We start from the raw sequence: 19,043 nt of genomic DNA, 5'->3' as shown, positions 1-19,043 counted from the left end.
GCCTAACAGGCTGTTTTTAGCACTTTTGATGCAGTGTTAACGAGTTTCACCCTAGAACAACTGGGTATTACTGTTGAAGACGCGGGTGTTTATCTGAGATTGAACACTCGCGTTTTAATATACATTGATGATGCGGGTTTCCTTTAAACTGCCTATTTATAGAGCTTAGCTATTTTATAAAACTGGCTATTTTATAGAAGGGTAGCGCTCTGTTTTAGGCGCTATTAAGTTCCCTTTTTGGATGACAAGTTAAGTGTAAGTCTGAACGAATTCCATCAAGCCTACTTATACGGATTGCTTTTAAATACTTAAAATCAACAAACTAGGTTTTCTATAGGCAAAAAAAAGCGCTTTAACCTTCACTCAAAGTTAAAGCACTAAATCACAAGCAAACACGTTTTTGTTATATCGTTTAGCGCTTTGGTTAAGCGCCTAACAAGATTAAGCTTCGAAGCTGTTTAAGATCCCCATGGCCGCATCGCGTCCTTCGGCAATCGCGGTGACGACGAGATCTGAACCTCGCACCATATCGCCGCCTGCAAACACCTTCGGATTGCTGGTTTGGAACGGATTGTCAGCGACTTTAGGCGCAACCACGAGTCCCCATTGATCTAGCTCTACCCCATGCTCGCCTAACCACTTAGCAGGGCTGGGCTGGAAACCAAAGGCGATGATAATGGCATCGGCCTCGATGAGTTTCTCGCTACCTTCAATCGGCTGTGGGCGACGACGCCCCGACTCATCTGGCTCACCAAGGGCAGTTTCGACACACTCAATGCCGCAGACGACTCCATTTTCGGTTTTAATCGCAGTCGGTTGACGATTAAATAGGAACTGGATCCCCTCTTCACGGGCATTTTGAACCTCGCGGCGCGAACCGGGCATGTTCTCTTCGTCACGGCGATAGACACAAGTGACTTCGCTAGCGCCTTGACGTATCGCAGTGCGCACGCAATCCATGGCGGTATCACCACCACCGAGTACCACAACCTTTTGCCCTGCAAGGCTTAAATAAGGCGATTCGGCCGATTCTGTGCCCATGATGTGATGGGTGTTACCGATAAGGTAGGGTAGGGCTTGATAGACGCCTTTGGCATCTTCGTTTTCTAGCCCAGCTTTCATCGCTGTGTAGGTCCCCATACCGAGAAAAATGGCATCATATTCGTTTAGTAGGCTATCAAAGCTCACATCTTCACCGACGGTGACGCCCAGCTTAAATTCGATACCCATACCTTCCAGTACCGAACGGCGGGTTGCCATGACCGACTTATCGAGTTTAAACGACGGAATACCATAGGTCAGTAGCCCACCGATTTGCGGATTTTTGTCATACACCACTGCCTGTACGCCATTACGGGCGAGAATATCGGCGCAGCCTAGACCCGCTGGGCCAGCACCAATGATGGCAACGCGCTCAGAGCGTGCGGTAACCTTGCTCATGTCTGGGCGCCAACCTTGGGCGATGGCCGTGTCGGTAATATACTTTTCGACATTACCGATGGTGACGGCACCAAACTCGTCGTTAAGGGTACAGGCGCCTTCACACAATCTGTCTTGAGGGCAAACGCGACCACAGATCTCTGGCAGAGTGTTAGTCTCGTGGACTAGCTCAGCTGCTTCGAGAATACGCCCCTGCTGTGCTAGCTTGAGCCAGTTTGGGATGTAGTTGTGCAGTGGGCATTTCCATTCACAATAGGGATTACCACAATCGAGACAGCGATCCGCCTGCTCAGCCACTTGAGGCTGAGCGAATGGCTGATAAATCTCGATAAACTGGGTGGCACGCTTTGCCGCTTGGTGTTTGGTCGGATCCTTGCGGCCCACTTCAATAAATTGAAAATCATTGCTCATTTGAAGTTACCCCGCTACTACTGAAAGTTCTGGCTGCGATTGTTCGATGCGTAATAGATCACCAAGCGCAATATTCTTTGGCTTAATGAGTACGAAGCAATCGATCCAGTTTTCAAAATCATTTAATAACATCTTGGCATGTTCACTGCCGGTTTCAGCCAGATGTTCTTCTATCAGGCCTTTAAGATGTTGTTGTTGAATAGGTGAACTGACTTTATGGGTATCGACTAAGTCGGTGTTCACCCGGCGATTGAAGTGACCAAAACGGTCAAATACATAGGCAAAGCCGCCAGTCATACCCGCACCGAAGTTGACGCCAGTTTTACCTAGCACAACCACGATTCCACCTGTCATATATTCACAACCGTTGTCGCCTAGACCTTCGACAACTGCAATCGCGCCTGAATTACGCACCGCAAAACGCTCACCCGCTTGGCCTGCTGCAAACAGCTTACCGCCGCTCGCGCCATAGAGGCAGGTGTTGCCGACAATGACACTCTTTTCGCTTTGGAACATGCTACCAACAGGAGGGTAGATGGTGATTTTGCCACCGGACATCCCTTTACCGACGTAATCGTTAGCATCGCCGCAGAGGTCGAGCGATAGACCCGGGGCATTCCACACACCAAAACTTTGGCCTGCGCTGCCGTTAAATTTAAGCCTGATTGGTGCCTTGGCACCTTCGCGACCAACGGTTGTGGCAATGTAACCCGAAAGGGCTGCACCCACAGAACGGTCGGTGTTGTTGATTTCAAAGCGTCCCTTAAAACTCTCGCCTTGTTCAACTGCATTTTTAGCCGCGGCGAGGATCTTTTGGTTGAGATCGCCCTTATCCGATGTCGCGTTAGTTTCCTGCCAAGTCAGCGCGCAACCTGCAGGGATTGTAGGTTTATACAAAATCGCCGACAAATCTAAGTGTTGCTGTTTGGGCGTCGAGCCTTCAAGTACACTAAGCCATTCGCTTCTACCGACTAATTGTTCAAACTCTGTGACTCCAAGCGCTGCCATCCATTCACGGATCTCTTGTGCCATAAATTCAAAGTAGGTCATCACGCGCTCTGGTAAACCGTGGTAATGATTGTCTCTCAGCAGTTTATTCTGAGTTGCAACACCCGTCGCGCAGTTGTTTAGGTGACAAATACGCAGGTATTTACAGCCGAGGGCGATCATCGGTACGGTACCGAAACCAAAGGTTTCTGCTCCCAGTAGGGCTGCTTTAATCACATCGGTTCCTGTCTTTAGACCACCATCGACTTGCAAGCGGATCTTATGACGCAGGCCATTAGACACTAGCGACTGATGTACTTCGGCCAATCCTAGTTCCCACGGGCTGCCAGCGTATTTAACCGAAGTCACAGGGCTTGCACCCGTACCACCATCATAACCAGAGATAGTGATCATATCAGCGTAGGCTTTGGCAACGCCGGTGGCAATGGTGCCAACACCAGGTTCTGACACCAGTTTCACTGAAATCATCGCCTTAGGGTTGATCTGCTTAAGGTCAAAAATCAGCTGTGCCAGATCTTCAATCGAATAGATATCATGGTGAGGCGGTGGTGAAATTAGCGTGACACCAGGACGAGCATTTCGCAGCGCTGCAATTTCGACACTGACTTTATCACCTGGTAGTTGTCCACCTTCGCCGGGTTTTGCGCCTTGTGCGACTTTAATTTGCAGCACTTCTGCGTTGACTAGGTAGTGAGCGGTTACGCCGAAACGTCCCGATGCGACCTGCTTAATTGCTGAGTTTCGCTCAGAGTTGAAGCGGCGTGGATCTTCTCCGCCTTCCCCTGAATTTGAGCGTCCGCCTAGGCGGTTCATTGCAACGGCTAAGGCTTCATGAGCTTCTGGGCTGAGCGCTCCAATACTCATCGCCGCACTGTCAAAGCGTGGGTATAAGTTCTTAGCGGCTTCGACACTGTCGATATCGACAGCGCTTAGGTTGCCCTCGATTTTAAAGAGATCCCTTAGGGTTGCTACCGGTCGATCGTCAACCAGCTTCGTAAAGCGTTTATAACCACTGTAATCTTTGTCACGCAGACAGGCTTGTAAGGTGTTGACTACGTCAGGGTTGAAACTGTGGTATTCGCCACCTTCCACATATTTGAGTAAGCCACCTTGAGGCAAAGGCTGATGTTTTTGAAACGCCAGTTTCTGCAGCTTTTGTTGATCTTGCTCTAGTAGGGTAAAGTTGGCGCCTTCGATACGGCTGATCACGCCTTTGAAACAAAGCTCAACCACTTCTGATGATAGTCCTATGGCTTCAAACTGCTGACTACAGCGGTAAGAACCGACCGTACTGATGCCCATTTTCGACATGATCTTACGTAGACCTTTATCGATGCCGTAACGGAAATTGAGCATCAGTTTTTGTGTTTCGCTGACTCCGCGAGTTGCGGCCAGTGCTGAGATAGTTTCATAAGCTAAATAAGGGTAGATAGCCGTAGCACCAAAGCCAAGGAGCACGGCAAAATGGTGTGGATCGCGCGCTGATGCGGTTTCAACAATGATGTTGGTGTCGCAGCGCAGACTCTTATCCACTAATACCTTTTGTACCGCGCCCACCGCCATTGCCGCAGGGATCACTTGCTTATCTTTATCCGTTGCACGATCTGAAAGGATCAGCAGTGTGGTACCAGTACGAGCGAGTCGTTCTGCCTCGTCACAGATACGCTTAACTGCGGCCTCTAGGCCTTCGCTAAGGTCGTAGTTAAGATCAACCGTGTTGGTACGGTAGTAGGTCGCATCTAATGCCAGTAATTGCTTGAAATCACTAAATAGCAGTATCGGTGAGTTAAACATGACTCGATACGCGTGTCCTGTGGTTTCATTAAATAGGTTTTGTTCACGGCCGATACAGGTCGCAAGTGACATCACATGCTTTTCCCGTAATGGGTCGATAGGCGGGTTAGTAACCTGCGCAAACTTTTGACGGAAGTAGTCATATAAAGTGCGTGATTTTTTCGACAGCACCGCCATTGGGGTATCATCGCCCATTGAGCCAATCGCTTCTTCGCCTTTTTCTGCGAGCACCCAGATCACTTGTTCAAGCTCTTCACGAGAGTAACCAAACTGCTTTTGGTATTGCAGTAATGTCTCTTGGGAGAATTCACATACACCTTGGGCTTCAGCTGGCATCTGCTCTGCTGGGATCAAGGTTTGACTATTTTTGGCCATCCACTCTTTGTAAGGATGGCGACGTTTAAGGTCGTTATCAATTTCAAATGAGGAGTAGAGTTGACCATTAAGGGTATCGAGTACCAGTAGCTCTCCTGGGCCAACGCGACCTTTTTCGACCACTTCATCGGGGGCATAGTCCCAAATGCCAATTTCTGAGGCGAGAGTTAAAATTCGGTCTTTGGTGATCACGTAGCGTGATGGGCGCAGGCCGTTACGGTCGACGGCGCAGGCGGCATGACGTCCGTTGGTCATTACGATACCCGCAGGGCCATCCCACGGCTCCATGTGCATGGAGTTAAAGTCATAAAATGCTTTTAGCTCGTCATCCATTTCTGGGTTGCTCTGCCATGCAGGTGGAATAAGCAGACGCATTGCTCGGTAGAGATCCATGCCGCCTGCTAGCAGCATTTCGAGCATGTTATCGAGCGATGATGAGTCTGAGCCTGTTTCATTTACAAAGGGGGCAGCTTGCTGCAGATCCGGTAGCAGCGGTGCATTAAATTTGTAGGCACGGGCTCTGGCCCATTGGCGGTTACCTGTGATGGTGTTGATCTCACCGTTGTGAGCCAAGTATCTAAACGGCTGTGCAAGTGGCCATTTAGGGGATGTGTTTGTCGAGAAACGCTGGTGGAATAAGCAAATAGCACTTTGCAAGCGAATATCGGCGAGATCAGAATAGAATGCGGGCAGATCGGCCGGCATCATCAATCCTTTATAAACGATCACTTGGCCTGAAAGACTTGCGACATAGAAGTCTTTGCAGTCAGTCATCTGCTGTTCTAGCCGACGACGAGCCATATAAAGGCGGCGTTCTAAATCTTTCTCGCGCCAACCAATCGGTGCATTAATCAATACTTGCCAGATTTGTGGCTGACTCGCTTGGCCTATTGGCCCAAGCACATCAGGGTTTACCGGAACTTCACGCCATCCAGCGACACTTAATGTCTCTTTTTCAAGTTCGCGCTCGAGTATCGATTTAGTCAGGCTTGCGACCTCTTCATCCTGACTAAGAAATAACATTCCGACGGCAAATTTACGGCTAAGGTGCCAATCATTCTCTGCGGCTACGGCTTCAAAAAATTTTATGGGAAGTTGCATAAGCAAACCACAGCCATCTCCGGTGCGGCCGTCTGCAGCAATGCCGCCACGATGTTTCATACGGTCAAGACCGTGAATCGCAGTGCGCACAATTCTATGGCTGGCTTCGCCATCCATTTGGGCAATTAAGCCAAAGCCACAGTTATCCCGTTCAAAACTGGGGTGATACAAGCTCATTATAAAAACTCCCTAATACTAACCAATACTACGTCGGGGGAAATAGTTGCGATTGATATGCACCCGAACCAACCAAATTAACTTTTGCCTGATAAAAGGTCAAACCAAATTTGTGCATAAAATTTGGGTGTAAAATGGCGTTTAATGCACTTTGCTACATCGCTTTACGTTAACGTTAACTGTGAATGTGTGTCTATAACATTATGAATAAAAAGAATTTTGATATGTGTCTCACTTTTGGTTTACCAAAATGTAACAAGTGGGGTGATTGTTTTTTATTTTAAAAAAGTGATTTTTATTGCAAATACAGTGAATGTTTTAACACTTGAGGCTTATCGCAGCGCACAAGGCGCTAATTTGGTTTTAAGGTGTTGAAGCGATCTTGTTATTGTTTGAGGTAGTACAAGGTTTATTTATTTTAGAATGAGTAAAATCAGCGCCTGTAAATTTAGAGAGAAAACAGCGTGGGATTGGATAGTCATGTCAATACTTTTGGCCTGCAGTGCAAGCTAAAGTATGGCGAACGCCTTAAAAAATTGACCATAGATGCAAAGTTTACCTGTCCTAATAGAGATGGGACATTGGGATTAGGTGGTTGTACTTTTTGCAATGTTGAATCTTTTAGCCATGAGCATGGAACGATAGATTCAATTGCCGAGCAATTGGCAAAAGGGCGTGAACGCGCTAAAGGTAAGAGCTCAAAGTTCATCGCTTACTTTCAGGCTTATACCAGCACTTACGATGAGTATTGTGTGCTAAAGCAAAAGTATGACGAGGCAATAATCGATACTGATATCGTGGGTCTGTGTGTGGGCACTCGTCCAGATTGTGTTCCAGATCAGGTGATCGAATTGCTTGCTAGTTACCAAAAACGCGGTATCGAAGTATGGCTCGAACTTGGGCTTCAAAGTGCCAATCCTGCAACACTAAAGCGAATTAATCGTGGTCACGATTTTGACGTTTATTTAGATACCGTTAATCGAGCACGGCAGGCCGGAATAAAAGTGTGTACGCATCTGATATTGGGCTTACCTGGTGAAACACATGATGACTATTTAGCCACTCACAAGGCTGTAATCGACGCTGGAGTGGATGGGTTGAAATTACATCCGTTACATGTGGTCGAAGGGAGCACTATGGCTAAGGCTTGGCGTGCTGGAAGATTAGAGCTGTTGTCATTATCTGATTATGCTTTTAGTGTTTCGGAATTAATACGCTATACACCTAAAGATATTATTTTTCATCGTGTTACAGCCTATGCTAAGAAGCCAATATTACTGGCGCCTGATTGGTGTGCTTTTCGTTGGGATGGTTTAGTGGCTATCGTTAATAATTTAGAAAAGTCAGGTGGGCAAGGTCATTATATCGTCGGCTAGTATGTTTACCGAATGCTGACTGATGATGGGTAAAGTGAATTTTTACGCAATAAAATTGCAATAAAGTTAATACACTGTTAAAAAATAACGAATTTTACCTTCATATGCTTCAATTAGTTGCACCTGCAATTATAGAGGGTATTATGGGATAAATTTAGTTCTCACATATAGTAAGCATTATTTCGAGGGGTGCCTTAATATGGCAACAGCTGAGTTAGAATCAATATTGGATCTTAACACACTTGAGCAGTACTGCAGTGCGATTGGTGCAGGCACTTTGCTGAAAAGTGTCGTCTTATTTGAGCAGCTTATGCCTGAGTATGTCGGCAATCTGGTCAATGCTAATGAGGCTCAAGACAAAGATACCTTATGTTCTGAAGCTCATAAGTTTAAGGGCGCAGCGGGATCGGTAGGTTTAAAGCGTATTCAACAGTTCGCTCAATTGCTCCAACATGGCGAAAATCCCGAGTGGGCAGAGGGACATGAAATTTGGTTGCAAGCTATCGTAGATAATGCAAGTAAAGACTTAGCTGAGCTAAAACAATATTTAGAATCAAAAGTATAAATTTGATTCGTAAAAAAGCCCTCGATGAGTGATCATCGAGGGCTTTTTTATGCTTACAAATATCAAATCAACACCTCGAATTGAAAATTTTGAAGGGCCTAACCTTTAGTGCTAAATCCTTGCTAAGCGATCACGTCGTTATACTCATTGGTATAACAGGTTTCTAAATCGAACTTTACTTATGCAGATGTGATGAAAATCTAACACTATTAGATATTTATTGTTTTTTGCGCGACCGCTCACATTTCGAACTGTGTAAAAGGGTTTTTATGTCACCGACTATGCTAAAGTTAGATAGGATATTTGAATATAAAAACAAGTTGGTAATCGATTTTATGAAGCATCTACCGAGTTTAAAAAACCTCTATTATTTGGTTAATCTCTATCAAGAGCAGAATTTTAATCGCGCTGCCAAACTATGTCACGTGAGCCAGTCGACGCTATCGAGTGGCATTCAAAATTTAGAGGAACAACTAGGCCATCAGTTAATAGAGCGAGATCATAAGTCATTTATCTTTACCGCCATAGGCGAAGAGGTCGTATTACGGTCTCGAAAATTACTGACCGATGTTGATGATCTGGTTGAGTTAGTTAAACATCAGGGCGAACCGATGACCGGTGATATCCGTCTTGGTTGTATTCCGACTATAGCGCCATTTTTACTTAGCCGTGTGGTAAAGCATTGCCAATCGAGTTATCCCAATTTAACGCTGTTTCTCAAGGAAGATACGACGGAGCGATTGCTCGATGCGTTAGGTAAGGGTGAGTTGGATCTGTTATTGCTCGCGTTACCTGCCGATACAAGTGGTTACCATAGTATGAAGGTGGGAATCGATCCTTTTAAATTGATAATGCATAAGGAGTTGTCATCTGATGTGACTCAGCCTGTGGATTATAAAGCGTTACCCGATGAGAGTATTTTTTTGCTGCAGTCTGAACATTGCATTACTGGTCATGCTATCAGTGCTTGCCGACTCGGTGATAGTGACAAGATCAATCCATTCGCTGCAACGAGTTTACATACCTTAGTACAGATGGTTAATAGCAAGTTGGGTACGACATTTTTGCCACAGATGGCGATTGATGCAGGAATACTTAACGATACCGATTTAACCGTAATGATGCCTCCAGGGGAAGCTCCCTACCGCGATATCGGTTTAGTATGGCGTCAAACATCCAGTCGAATTATGACTTTTAGAACCTTAGGCAAGGCGATTGAAACACTGCTGGAATTACCCGTTAAGTCATAAAGCCGCATCTGGACCTTATACTTAATATTAGCTAGCAGAACCTCTAGGGGCGACACCAAAAACGTCGATAGAATGCTGCTTTCCTTTTAGTTTTATTGGTCCTAGGTTGCTAAATTCATAGTTACTGTCGCTGGTATCAAGTTGAGAGTGTAGCGATCCTGAGATCAGCATTCTTTGACCTAAAGGATTGCATTGATCTTGCAGACGAGCCAATGTGTTTAATACGTCACTAAAGAAGCTTATCTCTTGTTTTTGTACGCCAACAACAGCTGCTACCACTTGTCCACAATGTGCAGCAGCTTTGAATTTGGGGACAAATCCATATTGTTCTTCAAAATATTTTCGTTGCCAATTCAGTTGTTGGCTAAAGTCGTAATAGATATTGAAGCTGCGGTCATGAACAATGCCATCTTCTAGTGGCCAGTAGATTAATACGGCATCACCCATATAGCGATATATCTCAGCATCATTATTGACAATGGTATCTGATAGTAGGCTAAAGCAATCTTGGATCAGGCGACTAAAACGGTAATCTCCTAAGGATTCAGCATGTGTGGTTGATGCCACCATATCCAGATAAAGAAAAAGACGTTGCTCATATCGAGGGCGATGGTATTTTCCCAACCCAATATTCAGTAATACTTTCGGTCCAACTAACAGCGCCATCTGCTCAATGAAGGCTAGACCAACCCGAACAACAACCAAATAAATAATCAATGCCTGAAATGCAGGACTGTAGAGAATATGCGCCGTTAGCATCTGCCGTAGCGTTGTCATGTGGTTTTCGATTGCCCACATATTTAAAAACTGGGTCATATAGGCGATTGTTGTTGCGCCCAAGAGAAGGAAAAGGCCTTTAAATATGACGGAAAATAGATAAGGTAATCGATTGATAGCACTAAAATCGGCAATGATATTAGACATCCAGTGCAGACTGCCAAAGATAATTCCCATATAGATAGCAAGTGTTGCAAGATCTGCCTTGCCTACAGCCCATTGAGGTAATTCAGTCGTCTGCGCATATCGGAAAAACACAAATGCCGCCATGGCAATAGCCCAAGCGAATATGGCAAAAAGGAGTTTTTTTGCTTGTCTGCGCGCTTTCACTGTAACGAATAAATCCTAATATGTTGCTGATGCTTCAGGATGCGCTAGTGTATAGAAAACACCCCTACTATTTCCAGTGAAATTTGTGATCTAAGTCAAATGATGTTCAGATGCGTCAAAAAATAGACGCTTTTTATTTATGCTCGATATAAGTTGCGGCTTTAACTACGCTTTTTATCTTGTTATCGCAGGCTTTGTATTAGGTATTGCTGTTGCAGAGGTCGCTAAACTAGTGGCGTGGCTATCGATATAAACTGACCAATCTCATGCCTGCTTCAATTAACTACGCTTTGTCTAAAACAGCATATTTTGCGCTATCTATTGGTTTGATCATATTCCCTTATACCAGCTAGTTTAAAGATGTGATCGCTCCGCGACGATTCAGCACTAAGGTTAGCGTTTATGAGGCAAGGCCTTTAATTGCTCTTTGGTAGCAGCGCCCTGCCTCCTATATCAATATCACCGTGCATTAAAGGCATTCACAACATCTGACTGTTAGATAACCATTCCATCATCCATTCACCTTGAATGAGTTGCCAAAAAACACCCTGAGTAGCTCACTTTCTTATACTGATTGGTATTTAACCCTGTTTGGCATTAAATACCTGCTAAGTAATTATTAAGGATCTGCTGAGTAAATGGGATCTTTAGATAAAAGCCTCTAGGATTGGTCTGTTTTATTCCACCATCAGCTGCAATACTTTGAGTCAGTGAACGGCTGTTGGCTCCTTTGGGACGTAGTTGTAACACTTCACCATGGCGAGCGGTAATTTGTTCAACTTTACCTAGAGCTATCAGTTCCATTAATTCCTCCCAGTCTTGGCGGATCATGGCTAACTCTTGTTCAGAGGGGGTCCAAAGAATTGGCATACCAATTTGGCGATCTTTTATCGGTTTGTCACGCATTCCCTCTACAGGGATCCATAAGACGCGTTGTAGCTTGTGATATACCAGACTTTGCTCCCATGTCAGTCCTTGAATGTTAACTAATGGAGCGACGGTAACATAAGTGGTTTCTATCGGTTTCCACTGGCTATCAATGGGGATCGTTTTTAGTTCAACCCCTAAATGCAAGAAGTCTTGTTCTGGCTTTGAGCCTGCAAGGGCGCCCAATTCATGTTCGATGAGTTGACCGACCCAACCTTTGTCTCGTTTAAGGTTATTGGGCACTCTTATATTGTGTAACTGTGCTAATTGGCCCAGGGTAAGTCCAGCCATATCTTGGGCTCGTTGCATCAGTTCATCGACAGATTTAGGTGGATTAGGAGTAGTGATCATCTGCCGATTTTACTCAAGTTACAGCGTTAATCAAATGTGTTTAAAAATCACCCACCATAAGGTTACACAAGGTTGGATGTTAACACTCGAATCTAAGGTGTTGTTTTATATATTGATTGGTGCCAGGTGGTTTTTCTTCGGTGTCGCCATTTATAAGTTACTCTTTTATTTCCCCAGCGTTTCCAACATGGTTATCCACAGAAATCTTGGATAAGTGAGATCATATTTTTTAATCATGGGATTTATGATTACTGTTACGCGTAAATAGTTGCATAAATTTACCAAAATGGGTTGCCAAATGGTTTTACCTGTGAATAACCTAGGTTGTAATAAGATGAAGTTCCAACAACCCTCAGTGCTGGTTGAAATTTACCCACTTATTTGTGTGTTACTGTTTTTATCAATTAATTAATTGTGTAATTGCTTTAAATTCAGGTGCTTATTGTTTTTCCTTGCGGTGTTGAAGCTAAGCTTTTTTTTAACTTATTCTATCAAAATGACATTTTTAACAGAGTTTCAAACAGAGATATCCACAGATTTTGTGGATATCCTACGGATGAAACCGGGGTGACTGTTGATAAATACGATTATTTTTGTTTTTTATCCAAATAATATCTGCTAAGAGGTAATTGCTCAGTGTGCCGCTTTGTGAAACAATCGATCCATTAAAATTTTTCAATTTGGAGTCCATGTGATTGATAGTGACGGCTTTCGTGCAAATGTTGGCATCATTATCTGTAATCGCTTTGGGCAGGTTATGTGGGCTAGAAGATTTGGCCAACATTCCTGGCAATTTCCACAAGGTGGCGTTGATGATGGCGAAACAGCCGAGCAAGCCATGTATCGGGAGTTGTATGAAGAGGTCGGATTAAGACCTGAACACGTTCAGATTTTAACTTCGACTCGTTCCTGGTTGCGTTATAGATTACCGAAACGGTTAATTAGACAAGACAGTAAACCTTTATGTATAGGCCAAAAGCAGAAGTGGTTTCTATTATTATTGAAGAGCCAAGAGTCTGCTGTCGATCTCAGTGCCAGTGGTCATCCTGAGTTTGATGATTGGCGCTGGGTAAGTTATTGGTATCCGGTAAGGCAAGTCGTTTCTTTTAAGCGAGATGTTTACCGAAAAGTAATGAAAGAGTTCGCACCAACGGCATTGCCATATCAAGCTCAAGAATCTAGCCACAGTGGCAGAAGAAGAGGTCGTCGTAGGTAGGTAGTTAGATAAATAGATGATCGATAGATAAGGAGATTTAAGCTGTGCTAAAAACGCTTAGGGATATCACTCAGGCCGTTGCTGCTGCTGACGATCTTCAATCTGCTTTAAGCTTATTGGTTACCCAAACCAAGTCTGCTATGGCTACCCAATGTTGCTCTATCTATATATTAGAAGAGCAACAGCTGGTTTTATCTGCAACCGATGGCCTCGACCCTAGTGCCGTTGGCCAGGTTAAAATGCCGTTAACGCAGGGGCTTGTTGGTTTAGTCGCTGAACGTGAAGAACCTATTAACCTCGCAGATGCGCCGCTCCATCCCAGGTTTAAACTATTTACCGAAGTTGCTGAAGAAGATTTTCGCGCTTTTCTCGCTGTCCCCATCATTTATCAAAAACTTATTCTCGGTGTGTTGGTCGTCCAGCAGGCAGATGAGCGTCAGTTTAGTGAGGCCGAAGAGGCATTCTTAATGACCTTGGCTGCCCAATTAGCGGTGGCCGTTCGTGAGCAGCGTAAGAAAGCTGAAGTAAAGTCTTTACCTGATCAATGTTATTACAGCGGTACATCGGCGGCGAATGGAGTCGTGATAGCCCATGCCATGGTCATTGGTGGTGATATTTCATTAGAACAGGCAGATTCTTTGGCAACGGATATCGAAGAGGAGCTCGTTCAGCTTAGGTATGCGCTGGATGTTTGTCGGAATACCTTAAGTGCACTGTCTCAACGTTTCGATGGTGAAAACGAAAAAGAGGTGCAATCCATTTTCTCGGCATTACTTTTACTACTCGATGATAGCAGCTTGGGTGGGGAATATGTACGCGAAATCCAATTGGGTTGGAGTGCTATTTCTGCCGTTAGCCGAGTTTCGCTACGGTATATCGATCAGTTTTTACAAATGCAAGATCCCTATCTGCAAGAGCGCGCGACAGATATCAGAGATTTAGGGCAGCGAGTGCTTCGAGAGTTAATTGAACCGCAGAAGATGCATATTGAGTTCGACGCTCCAGTTATCTTAGTAACCAAGGAAGCGACGGCCACTATGCTTGCAGAGTTTCCGCAGCATAAACTGGTTGGTATTGTCACTGAGCTTGGTGGTGTTAACTCTCATGCCGCTATTTTAGCTAGAGCTTTTGGTGTGCCCGCTGTCATTGGGGTTGAAGGGATCCTTAATGCTGGAATCGATGGTAAACAGCTTATTCTAAATGCGACTCGTGGTCAGGTGTTAGTATCACCAACTCCCACACTCATTAAAGAGTATCGCAGTCATATTTCGGCAGAGAAGGCACTGCAAAAGCGTTATTCGAAAGAGTTATCCTTATCGGCTTACACTTTAGATGATAAACGAATTCATCTCTATTTAAATGCAGGCTTGCTCAGCAGCTTAGCTTCGGAAATCGCAGAAGGCGCTGATGGCATTGGTTTGTACCGCACCGAAATCCCGTTTATGTTACAAACACGCTTTCCCAGTGAAGCGGAGCAGGTTGAGATCTATCGCCAAGTAATACAAGCGGCTGGGAATAAACCTGTGGTGATGCGTACTTTAGATGTTGGTGGTGATAAACCCTTATCTTATCTGCCCATTATTGAAGACAACCCCTTTTTAGGTTGGCGAGGTATTCGGTTGACCTTAGATCATCCCGAACTGTTTTTGGTGCAGCTACGCGCGATGTTAAATGCTGCTAGTGATAGTGAGCAGTTACATATCTTGTTACCTATGGTCAGTTGCCTCGATGAGATAGATCAAGCCATTGCATATCTAGAGCAAGCGTATCTTGAGGTTAAACAGGATGTTCATCCGCATTTAGTTAGACCCAAAATCGGTATAATGTTAGAAGTGCCAGCTTTGCTATTTCAGCTTGAAGAGGTGAGTAGGCGAGTCGATTTTATCTCAGTAGGTTCGAATGACTTAACCCAATACTTACTTGCTGTTGACCGCAATAATCCACGGGTTAGCACGCTTTATGATTGTTATCACCCTGGGATATTACGGGCGCTAAAACGAGCACATATGGAGTGTAGTCAGTATCAACTCTCTATTAGCGTTTGTGGCGAATTAGCTGGTGAGCCCATAGGTGTCATTTTATTGGTCGCTATGGGATTTGATCAATTGAGTATGAACCAAGGCAGCCTCGCAAAGATCAATTATTTGATCAGGCGAGTCTCTTATGCCGATTTAAGTGAGCTATTAGAAAGGGCGCTCTCTTTATCGAGTGGCGGTGAAGTGAGGCGTTTAGTGGCTCAATATTTGAGAGATAATGAATTGGAAGAGTTTTTATAAAGCTTACGGAGAGTGAATCGAATTAAGGTAATTTCAATCCGATGAGATTTCATTTAAGCTAGAGCGCTTGAATAATCTAAGCAATCGAGACTGAATGTTAACCATATTTTTAAGTTGTGTTGCCCTTGGCGCATTTATCGGTTTTATGGCTGGTTTGCTTGGGATCGGTGGCGGTCTTATCGCAGTTCCTGTTCTGTTGTTTTTGTTACCCAAGGCGGGTGTGGTACCTGAACATTTAACCCATGTGGCCATAGCGACGTCGTTAGCTGCAATTATTTTGACCTCTTTATCTTCCGCTAAAGCCCATCATGCTCGGGGCAATGTTCCCTGGCCTTTGTTAAAAGTGATGTTACCCGGTTTTGTCTTAGGGGCATTATCTGCAGGTTTTATCTCATCACTTTTTTCGGCCGCTATGCTGAAACAAGCTTTTGCCATCTTCGTTATCATTATGGCGATTCAGATGGTTTTTCCCTTTAAAGCGCCAGAGGTAGAACGCCAGCTACCTAAACCCAGTTATCTTTTTCTTGCTGCATTAGTGATTGCGATTGTCGCTGCGCTGATGGGGATTGGTGGTGGCGTTCTATTGGTGCCATTTCTGTGCTGGAGTGGTGTGCAGATGCGCCATGCCATCGGTTTTTCGTCGGTCACAGGCTTTATGATTGCGCTATTTGGCAGTATTAGCTACATCGTTTCTGGTCTAGGGGCTGAAGGGCTTCCTGATTATATGTTGGGTTATATTTACCTTCCAGCACTTGTCGGTATTGTCTCTACCTCTATTTTTATGGCGCCTGTTGGAGCAAAAGCGGCGAGTGTCTGGCCAACACCAATATTAAAGAAAATATTTGCGGTAATGCTTATCTTTACAGGCCTAAAGTTAGCATTAACCTAACTAATTTTTTGTTTGCTCACTTTTTAGCAAGCTATCGACTAATCGCGATAACTGAGTAGGAAATCATGAAACAGTATTTGCAACTTTGTAACCGGATCATTGATGACGGTGTTTGGGTAGAGAATGAACGAACAGGTAAGCGTTGCCTAACCGTAATCAATGCAGATTTGGTATATCGTGTTGATAAAAATGAGTTTCCGCTCATTACTACTCGTAAGAGTTTCTGGAAAGGTGCGATAGCAGAGTTACTCGGTTATTTGCGCGGTTATGATAATGCAGCCGATTTTCGCCAACTGGGCGCAAAAACATGGGATGCCAATGCAAATGAAAATCAAGCCTGGCTTAATAATCCTCACCGTAAAGGTGTCGACGATATGGGACGGGTTTATGGGGTTCAAGGACGAGCTTGGAGTAAACCAGATGGGGGCTGCGTAGATCAATTAAAGAAGATTGTTGATAACCTCTCTAAAGGAATCGATGATCGTGGTGAGATCTTAAGTTTCTATAATCCTGGTGAGTTTCATATGGGCTGTTTGCGTCCTTGTATGCATACTCATAATTTCTCCTTGTTGGGAGATACTCTCTATTTAAATAGCTTTCAGCGCTCATGTGATGTCCCGCTAGGTCTGAACTTTAATCAAGTGCAAGTCTATGCTTTATTAGCACTTATTGCCCAAATTACAGGTAAGAAGGCGGGAGCGGCTTATCATAAAATTGTTAATGCGCATATTTACGAAGATCAGCTTGAATTGATGCAAGAAGTACAACTGAAACGGGAACCTTTCCCTTCTCCACAGTTGCATATCAATCCTGATATTAAGTCGTTAAATGATATTGAAACTTGGGTGACAATGGACGATTTCGAAGTGACAGGTTATCAGCATCATGATGCGATAAAATATCCTTTCTCGGTCTAACGATAAAGACAATTACGAGGAAATACTGAGGTTAAAGTGCTAAGTTCCCATGTGGGATTTAGCACTTTATTTATTATGTGCGCATAAAAACGCTTTTAAACATCCATTCTCATTTGTGAACCACCTAACATACCTGTCTTTAATCCTATTTCTCAGTAGATTATTGCATAACTGTTGATTAGTTATCTTTTGCTGTCTACACTCGATACATCGGAAATTTCGATGTTTAAAGCAGAGGCAAACGATTATTCAGTAAGATAGCAATGAGCTAGACTCAATACATTAAGTGTTAATGGAGTTATATATGGAACGGGCAATTAGAAACTTTCTAAGCCAAGAGTCGGCAGGTGGGATTCTGTTAATGGGGGCGGTATTATTAGCTATGATTATGGCTAACTCTCCATTATCGGATATTTACCAAGGTTTTTTGCATACAGAGATGCAGATTCGTGTTGGTGTTTTAGATATTGATAAGACCCTTATTCACTGGATTAATGATGGTCTAATGGCATTGTTTTTCATGCTAATCGGTTTAGAGGTAAAGCGAGAGTTACTTGAGGGGGCATTATCGAGTCGTGAGCAGGCGTCCTTGCCTACTTTTGCTGCGATAGGCGGAATGTTATTTCCTGCCGCTATCTATTTGATTTTCAACTATTCAGATCCTGTAACTCAAAACGGTTGGGCGATCCCTGCTGCGACGGATATAGCGTTTGCGCTCGGGATTATGGCGCTGCTGGGGAATCGTGTTCCTGTTGCGCTGAAAGTGTTTTTGTTAGCGCTTGCGATTATTGATGATTTGGGTGTCGTGGTGATTATTGCGATGTTCTACAGTACAGATCTATCAACTATCAGTTTAGTCGTTGCTGCCGTTGCGATAGTTTGTTTGATAGCACTAAATCGTAAAGGCATTACAGCATTAGGGCCATATGCTGTAGTCGGACTTATTCTGTGGATCGCGGTGCTTAAGTCTGGGGTTCACGCCACACTTGCAGGGGTTATTATTGCTTTTTGTATTCCATTACGAGCGAAAGATGGAAGTTCGCCATCAGAAAGCCTCGAGCACAGTCTACACCCATGGAGTACTTTTATTATTCTGCCTATTTTTGCCTTTGCAAACGCCGGCGTTGACCTTTCAGGTATGAGTATTGTTGATTTAGTCTCTCCAGTGCCTGTGGGTATCGCATTAGGCTTGTTGTTAGGTAAACCGCTTGGGGTGCTGTTGTTTAGCTTTATTGCTGTTAAATTAAAACTTGCCGTTTTACCTGACGGGATGGGGTGGCGTCATATTGCTCCAGTCGCTGTAATGTGTGGTATCGGTTTCACTATGTCGATGTTCATTTCTTCTCTAGCGTTTGTGGGGGAAGGGGATATGTATGGTGACGTTGCGCGCCTCGGTATTTTGACTGGTTCGATAATGTCTGCATTAATTGGTTACTTCTGGTTGTCAAAAGTGCTTCCAGAAAAAGGAGAAAAAGCATGAAGAGATCATTAATAATCCTAATGTTTACGTTTGGTGTGGTTACGAGTGCATCGGCGTCTCAATTAGCGGCCTGTAATCAAGATGTAGAAAGCGTAGCTTGCGTGCATTATCTCGAAGGTGTTGTTGACGGTGCTTTGATGTATAAGCCTAATGCTGTGGGTCAACGTGTCGAGTCTAATGATTATGAGTCTCGAGCGCTAAAATATCGCAGTGGTAAACGTTTTCAGCAGGCTAATAGAACCTATTGTGAGAGCCGAATCCCAGATCGTGACGATTTAGTACTCGGATTGGAAGAGGCTTTTACTGCTGGAACTATCAATACTGCCGATGAACTAGCCAGTGTTGTATATAGTTTAATGGACTGTCAGCGATTGAAATAAGAA

13 protein-coding genes are annotated in these 19,043 nt (G+C 44.2%); 9 read left to right on the top strand and 4 right to left on the bottom strand.

What is annotated here, in order from left to right:
* Positions 1-441: 441 nt before the first annotated feature.
* Together K0I62_RS14910 and gltB are read right to left on the bottom strand one after the other, a co-directional pair.
* Complete coding sequence (locus tag K0I62_RS14910; RefSeq protein WP_220068857.1) at positions 442-1,851, bottom strand: FAD-dependent oxidoreductase; 1,410 nt, start codon at positions 1,849-1,851, stop codon at positions 442-444.
* Between the two features lie 6 nt (positions 1,852-1,857).
* Positions 1,858-6,306 carry a glutamate synthase large subunit gene (gltB, locus tag K0I62_RS14905; protein WP_220068856.1) on the bottom strand — a complete coding sequence of 1,483 codons (4,449 nt, stop codon included), beginning with the start codon at positions 6,304-6,306 and terminating at the stop codon, positions 1,858-1,860.
* A 464-nt stretch (positions 6,307-6,770) separates the two neighbouring features.
* Here gltB and mnmL point away from each other — a divergent pair, with 464 nt between their 5' ends.
* From mnmL to oxyR, 3 genes are all read left to right on the top strand, one after another.
* Positions 6,771-7,682, top strand: coding sequence for a tRNA modification radical SAM protein MnmL/YtqA (gene mnmL, locus K0I62_RS14900; RefSeq protein ID WP_220068855.1), 912 nt, complete (start codon positions 6,771-6,773; stop codon positions 7,680-7,682).
* 199 nt (positions 7,683-7,881) lie between these two features.
* A complete protein-coding gene (locus K0I62_RS14895; RefSeq protein ID WP_220068854.1) occupies positions 7,882-8,247 on the top strand; it encodes an Hpt domain-containing protein in 366 nt (121 codons plus the stop codon).
* Between the two features lie 335 nt (positions 8,248-8,582).
* A complete protein-coding gene (gene oxyR / locus K0I62_RS14890; RefSeq protein WP_220071408.1) occupies positions 8,583-9,497 on the top strand; it encodes a hydrogen peroxide-inducible genes transcriptional activator OxyR in 915 nt (304 codons plus the stop codon).
* A 27-nt stretch (positions 9,498-9,524) separates the two neighbouring features.
* On the opposite strand, the gene K0I62_RS14885 is transcribed toward oxyR, so the two are convergent.
* Entirely contained in the window at positions 9,525-10,604 is a 1,080-nt protein-coding gene (locus K0I62_RS14885) for an adenylate/guanylate cyclase domain-containing protein (protein WP_220068853.1), read from the bottom strand.
* A gap of 597 nt (positions 10,605-11,201) precedes the next feature.
* Positions 11,202-11,882, bottom strand: a complete 681-nt coding sequence (gene mutH, locus K0I62_RS14880) for a DNA mismatch repair endonuclease MutH (protein WP_220068852.1) — start codon at positions 11,880-11,882, stop codon at positions 11,202-11,204.
* A gap of 691 nt (positions 11,883-12,573) precedes the next feature.
* Between mutH and rppH the strand changes: the two genes are divergently transcribed.
* The 6 genes from rppH to K0I62_RS14850 all read left to right on the top strand — a co-directional run bounded on the left by rppH (position 12,574) and on the right by K0I62_RS14850 (position 19,040).
* Positions 12,574-13,098 (top strand): RNA pyrophosphohydrolase, encoded by a 525-nt coding sequence (rppH, locus tag K0I62_RS14875; RefSeq protein ID WP_220068851.1) that lies wholly within the window; start codon positions 12,574-12,576, stop codon positions 13,096-13,098.
* A gap of 44 nt (positions 13,099-13,142) precedes the next feature.
* Complete coding sequence (ptsP, locus tag K0I62_RS14870) at positions 13,143-15,374, top strand: phosphoenolpyruvate--protein phosphotransferase (RefSeq protein WP_220068850.1); 2,232 nt, start codon at positions 13,143-13,145, stop codon at positions 15,372-15,374.
* A gap of 94 nt (positions 15,375-15,468) precedes the next feature.
* Positions 15,469-16,263, top strand: coding sequence for a sulfite exporter TauE/SafE family protein (locus K0I62_RS14865; RefSeq protein ID WP_220068849.1), 795 nt, complete (start codon positions 15,469-15,471; stop codon positions 16,261-16,263).
* A gap of 65 nt (positions 16,264-16,328) precedes the next feature.
* Positions 16,329-17,180: a thymidylate synthase gene (locus K0I62_RS14860; RefSeq protein ID WP_220068848.1), complete on the top strand. Its 852-nt coding sequence runs from the start codon at positions 16,329-16,331 to the stop codon at positions 17,178-17,180.
* Positions 17,181-17,484: 304 nt separating this feature from the next.
* Entirely contained in the window at positions 17,485-18,660 is a 1,176-nt protein-coding gene (gene nhaA, locus K0I62_RS14855; protein ID WP_220068847.1) for a Na+/H+ antiporter NhaA, read from the top strand.
* Positions 18,657-19,040 carry a hypothetical protein gene (locus K0I62_RS14850; protein ID WP_220068846.1) on the top strand — a complete coding sequence of 128 codons (384 nt, stop codon included), beginning with the start codon at positions 18,657-18,659 and terminating at the stop codon, positions 19,038-19,040. Before nhaA ends, K0I62_RS14850 begins: the two co-directional genes overlap by 4 nt.
* The last annotated feature ends 3 nt before the right edge of the window (positions 19,041-19,043 follow it).

Origin of the sequence: Shewanella psychrotolerans (assembly GCF_019457595.1) — a bacterium.
Lineage (GTDB): Bacteria > Pseudomonadota > Gammaproteobacteria > Enterobacterales > Shewanellaceae > Shewanella > Shewanella psychrotolerans.
Note: the sequence above shows the minus strand (reverse complement) of the source record. Positions and strands in the feature narration are given on the sequence as shown.

What these genes read in the sequence shown, in the direction of transcription:
- nhaA (WP_220068847.1), top strand. Translation starts at nt 17,485, where the DNA reads ATGGAACGGGCAATTAGAAACTTTCTAAGCCAAGAGTCGGCAGGTGGG.
- K0I62_RS14850 (WP_220068846.1), top strand. Translation starts at nt 18,657, where the DNA reads ATGAAGAGATCATTAATAATCCTAATGTTTACGTTTGGTGTGGTTACG.
- K0I62_RS14865 (WP_220068849.1), top strand. Translation starts at nt 15,469, where the DNA reads ATGTTAACCATATTTTTAAGTTGTGTTGCCCTTGGCGCATTTATCGGT.
- oxyR (WP_220071408.1), top strand. Translation starts at nt 8,583, where the DNA reads ATGAAGCATCTACCGAGTTTAAAAAACCTCTATTATTTGGTTAATCTC.
- K0I62_RS14910 (WP_220068857.1), bottom strand. Translation starts at nt 1,851, where the DNA reads ATGAGCAATGATTTTCAATTTATTGAAGTGGGCCGCAAGGATCCGACC.
- K0I62_RS14895 (WP_220068854.1), top strand. Translation starts at nt 7,882, where the DNA reads ATGGCAACAGCTGAGTTAGAATCAATATTGGATCTTAACACACTTGAG.
- mutH (WP_220068852.1), bottom strand. Translation starts at nt 11,882, where the DNA reads ATGATCACTACTCCTAATCCACCTAAATCTGTCGATGAACTGATGCAA.
- K0I62_RS14860 (WP_220068848.1), top strand. Translation starts at nt 16,329, where the DNA reads ATGAAACAGTATTTGCAACTTTGTAACCGGATCATTGATGACGGTGTT.
- gltB (WP_220068856.1), bottom strand. Translation starts at nt 6,306, where the DNA reads ATGAGCTTGTATCACCCCAGTTTTGAACGGGATAACTGTGGCTTTGGC.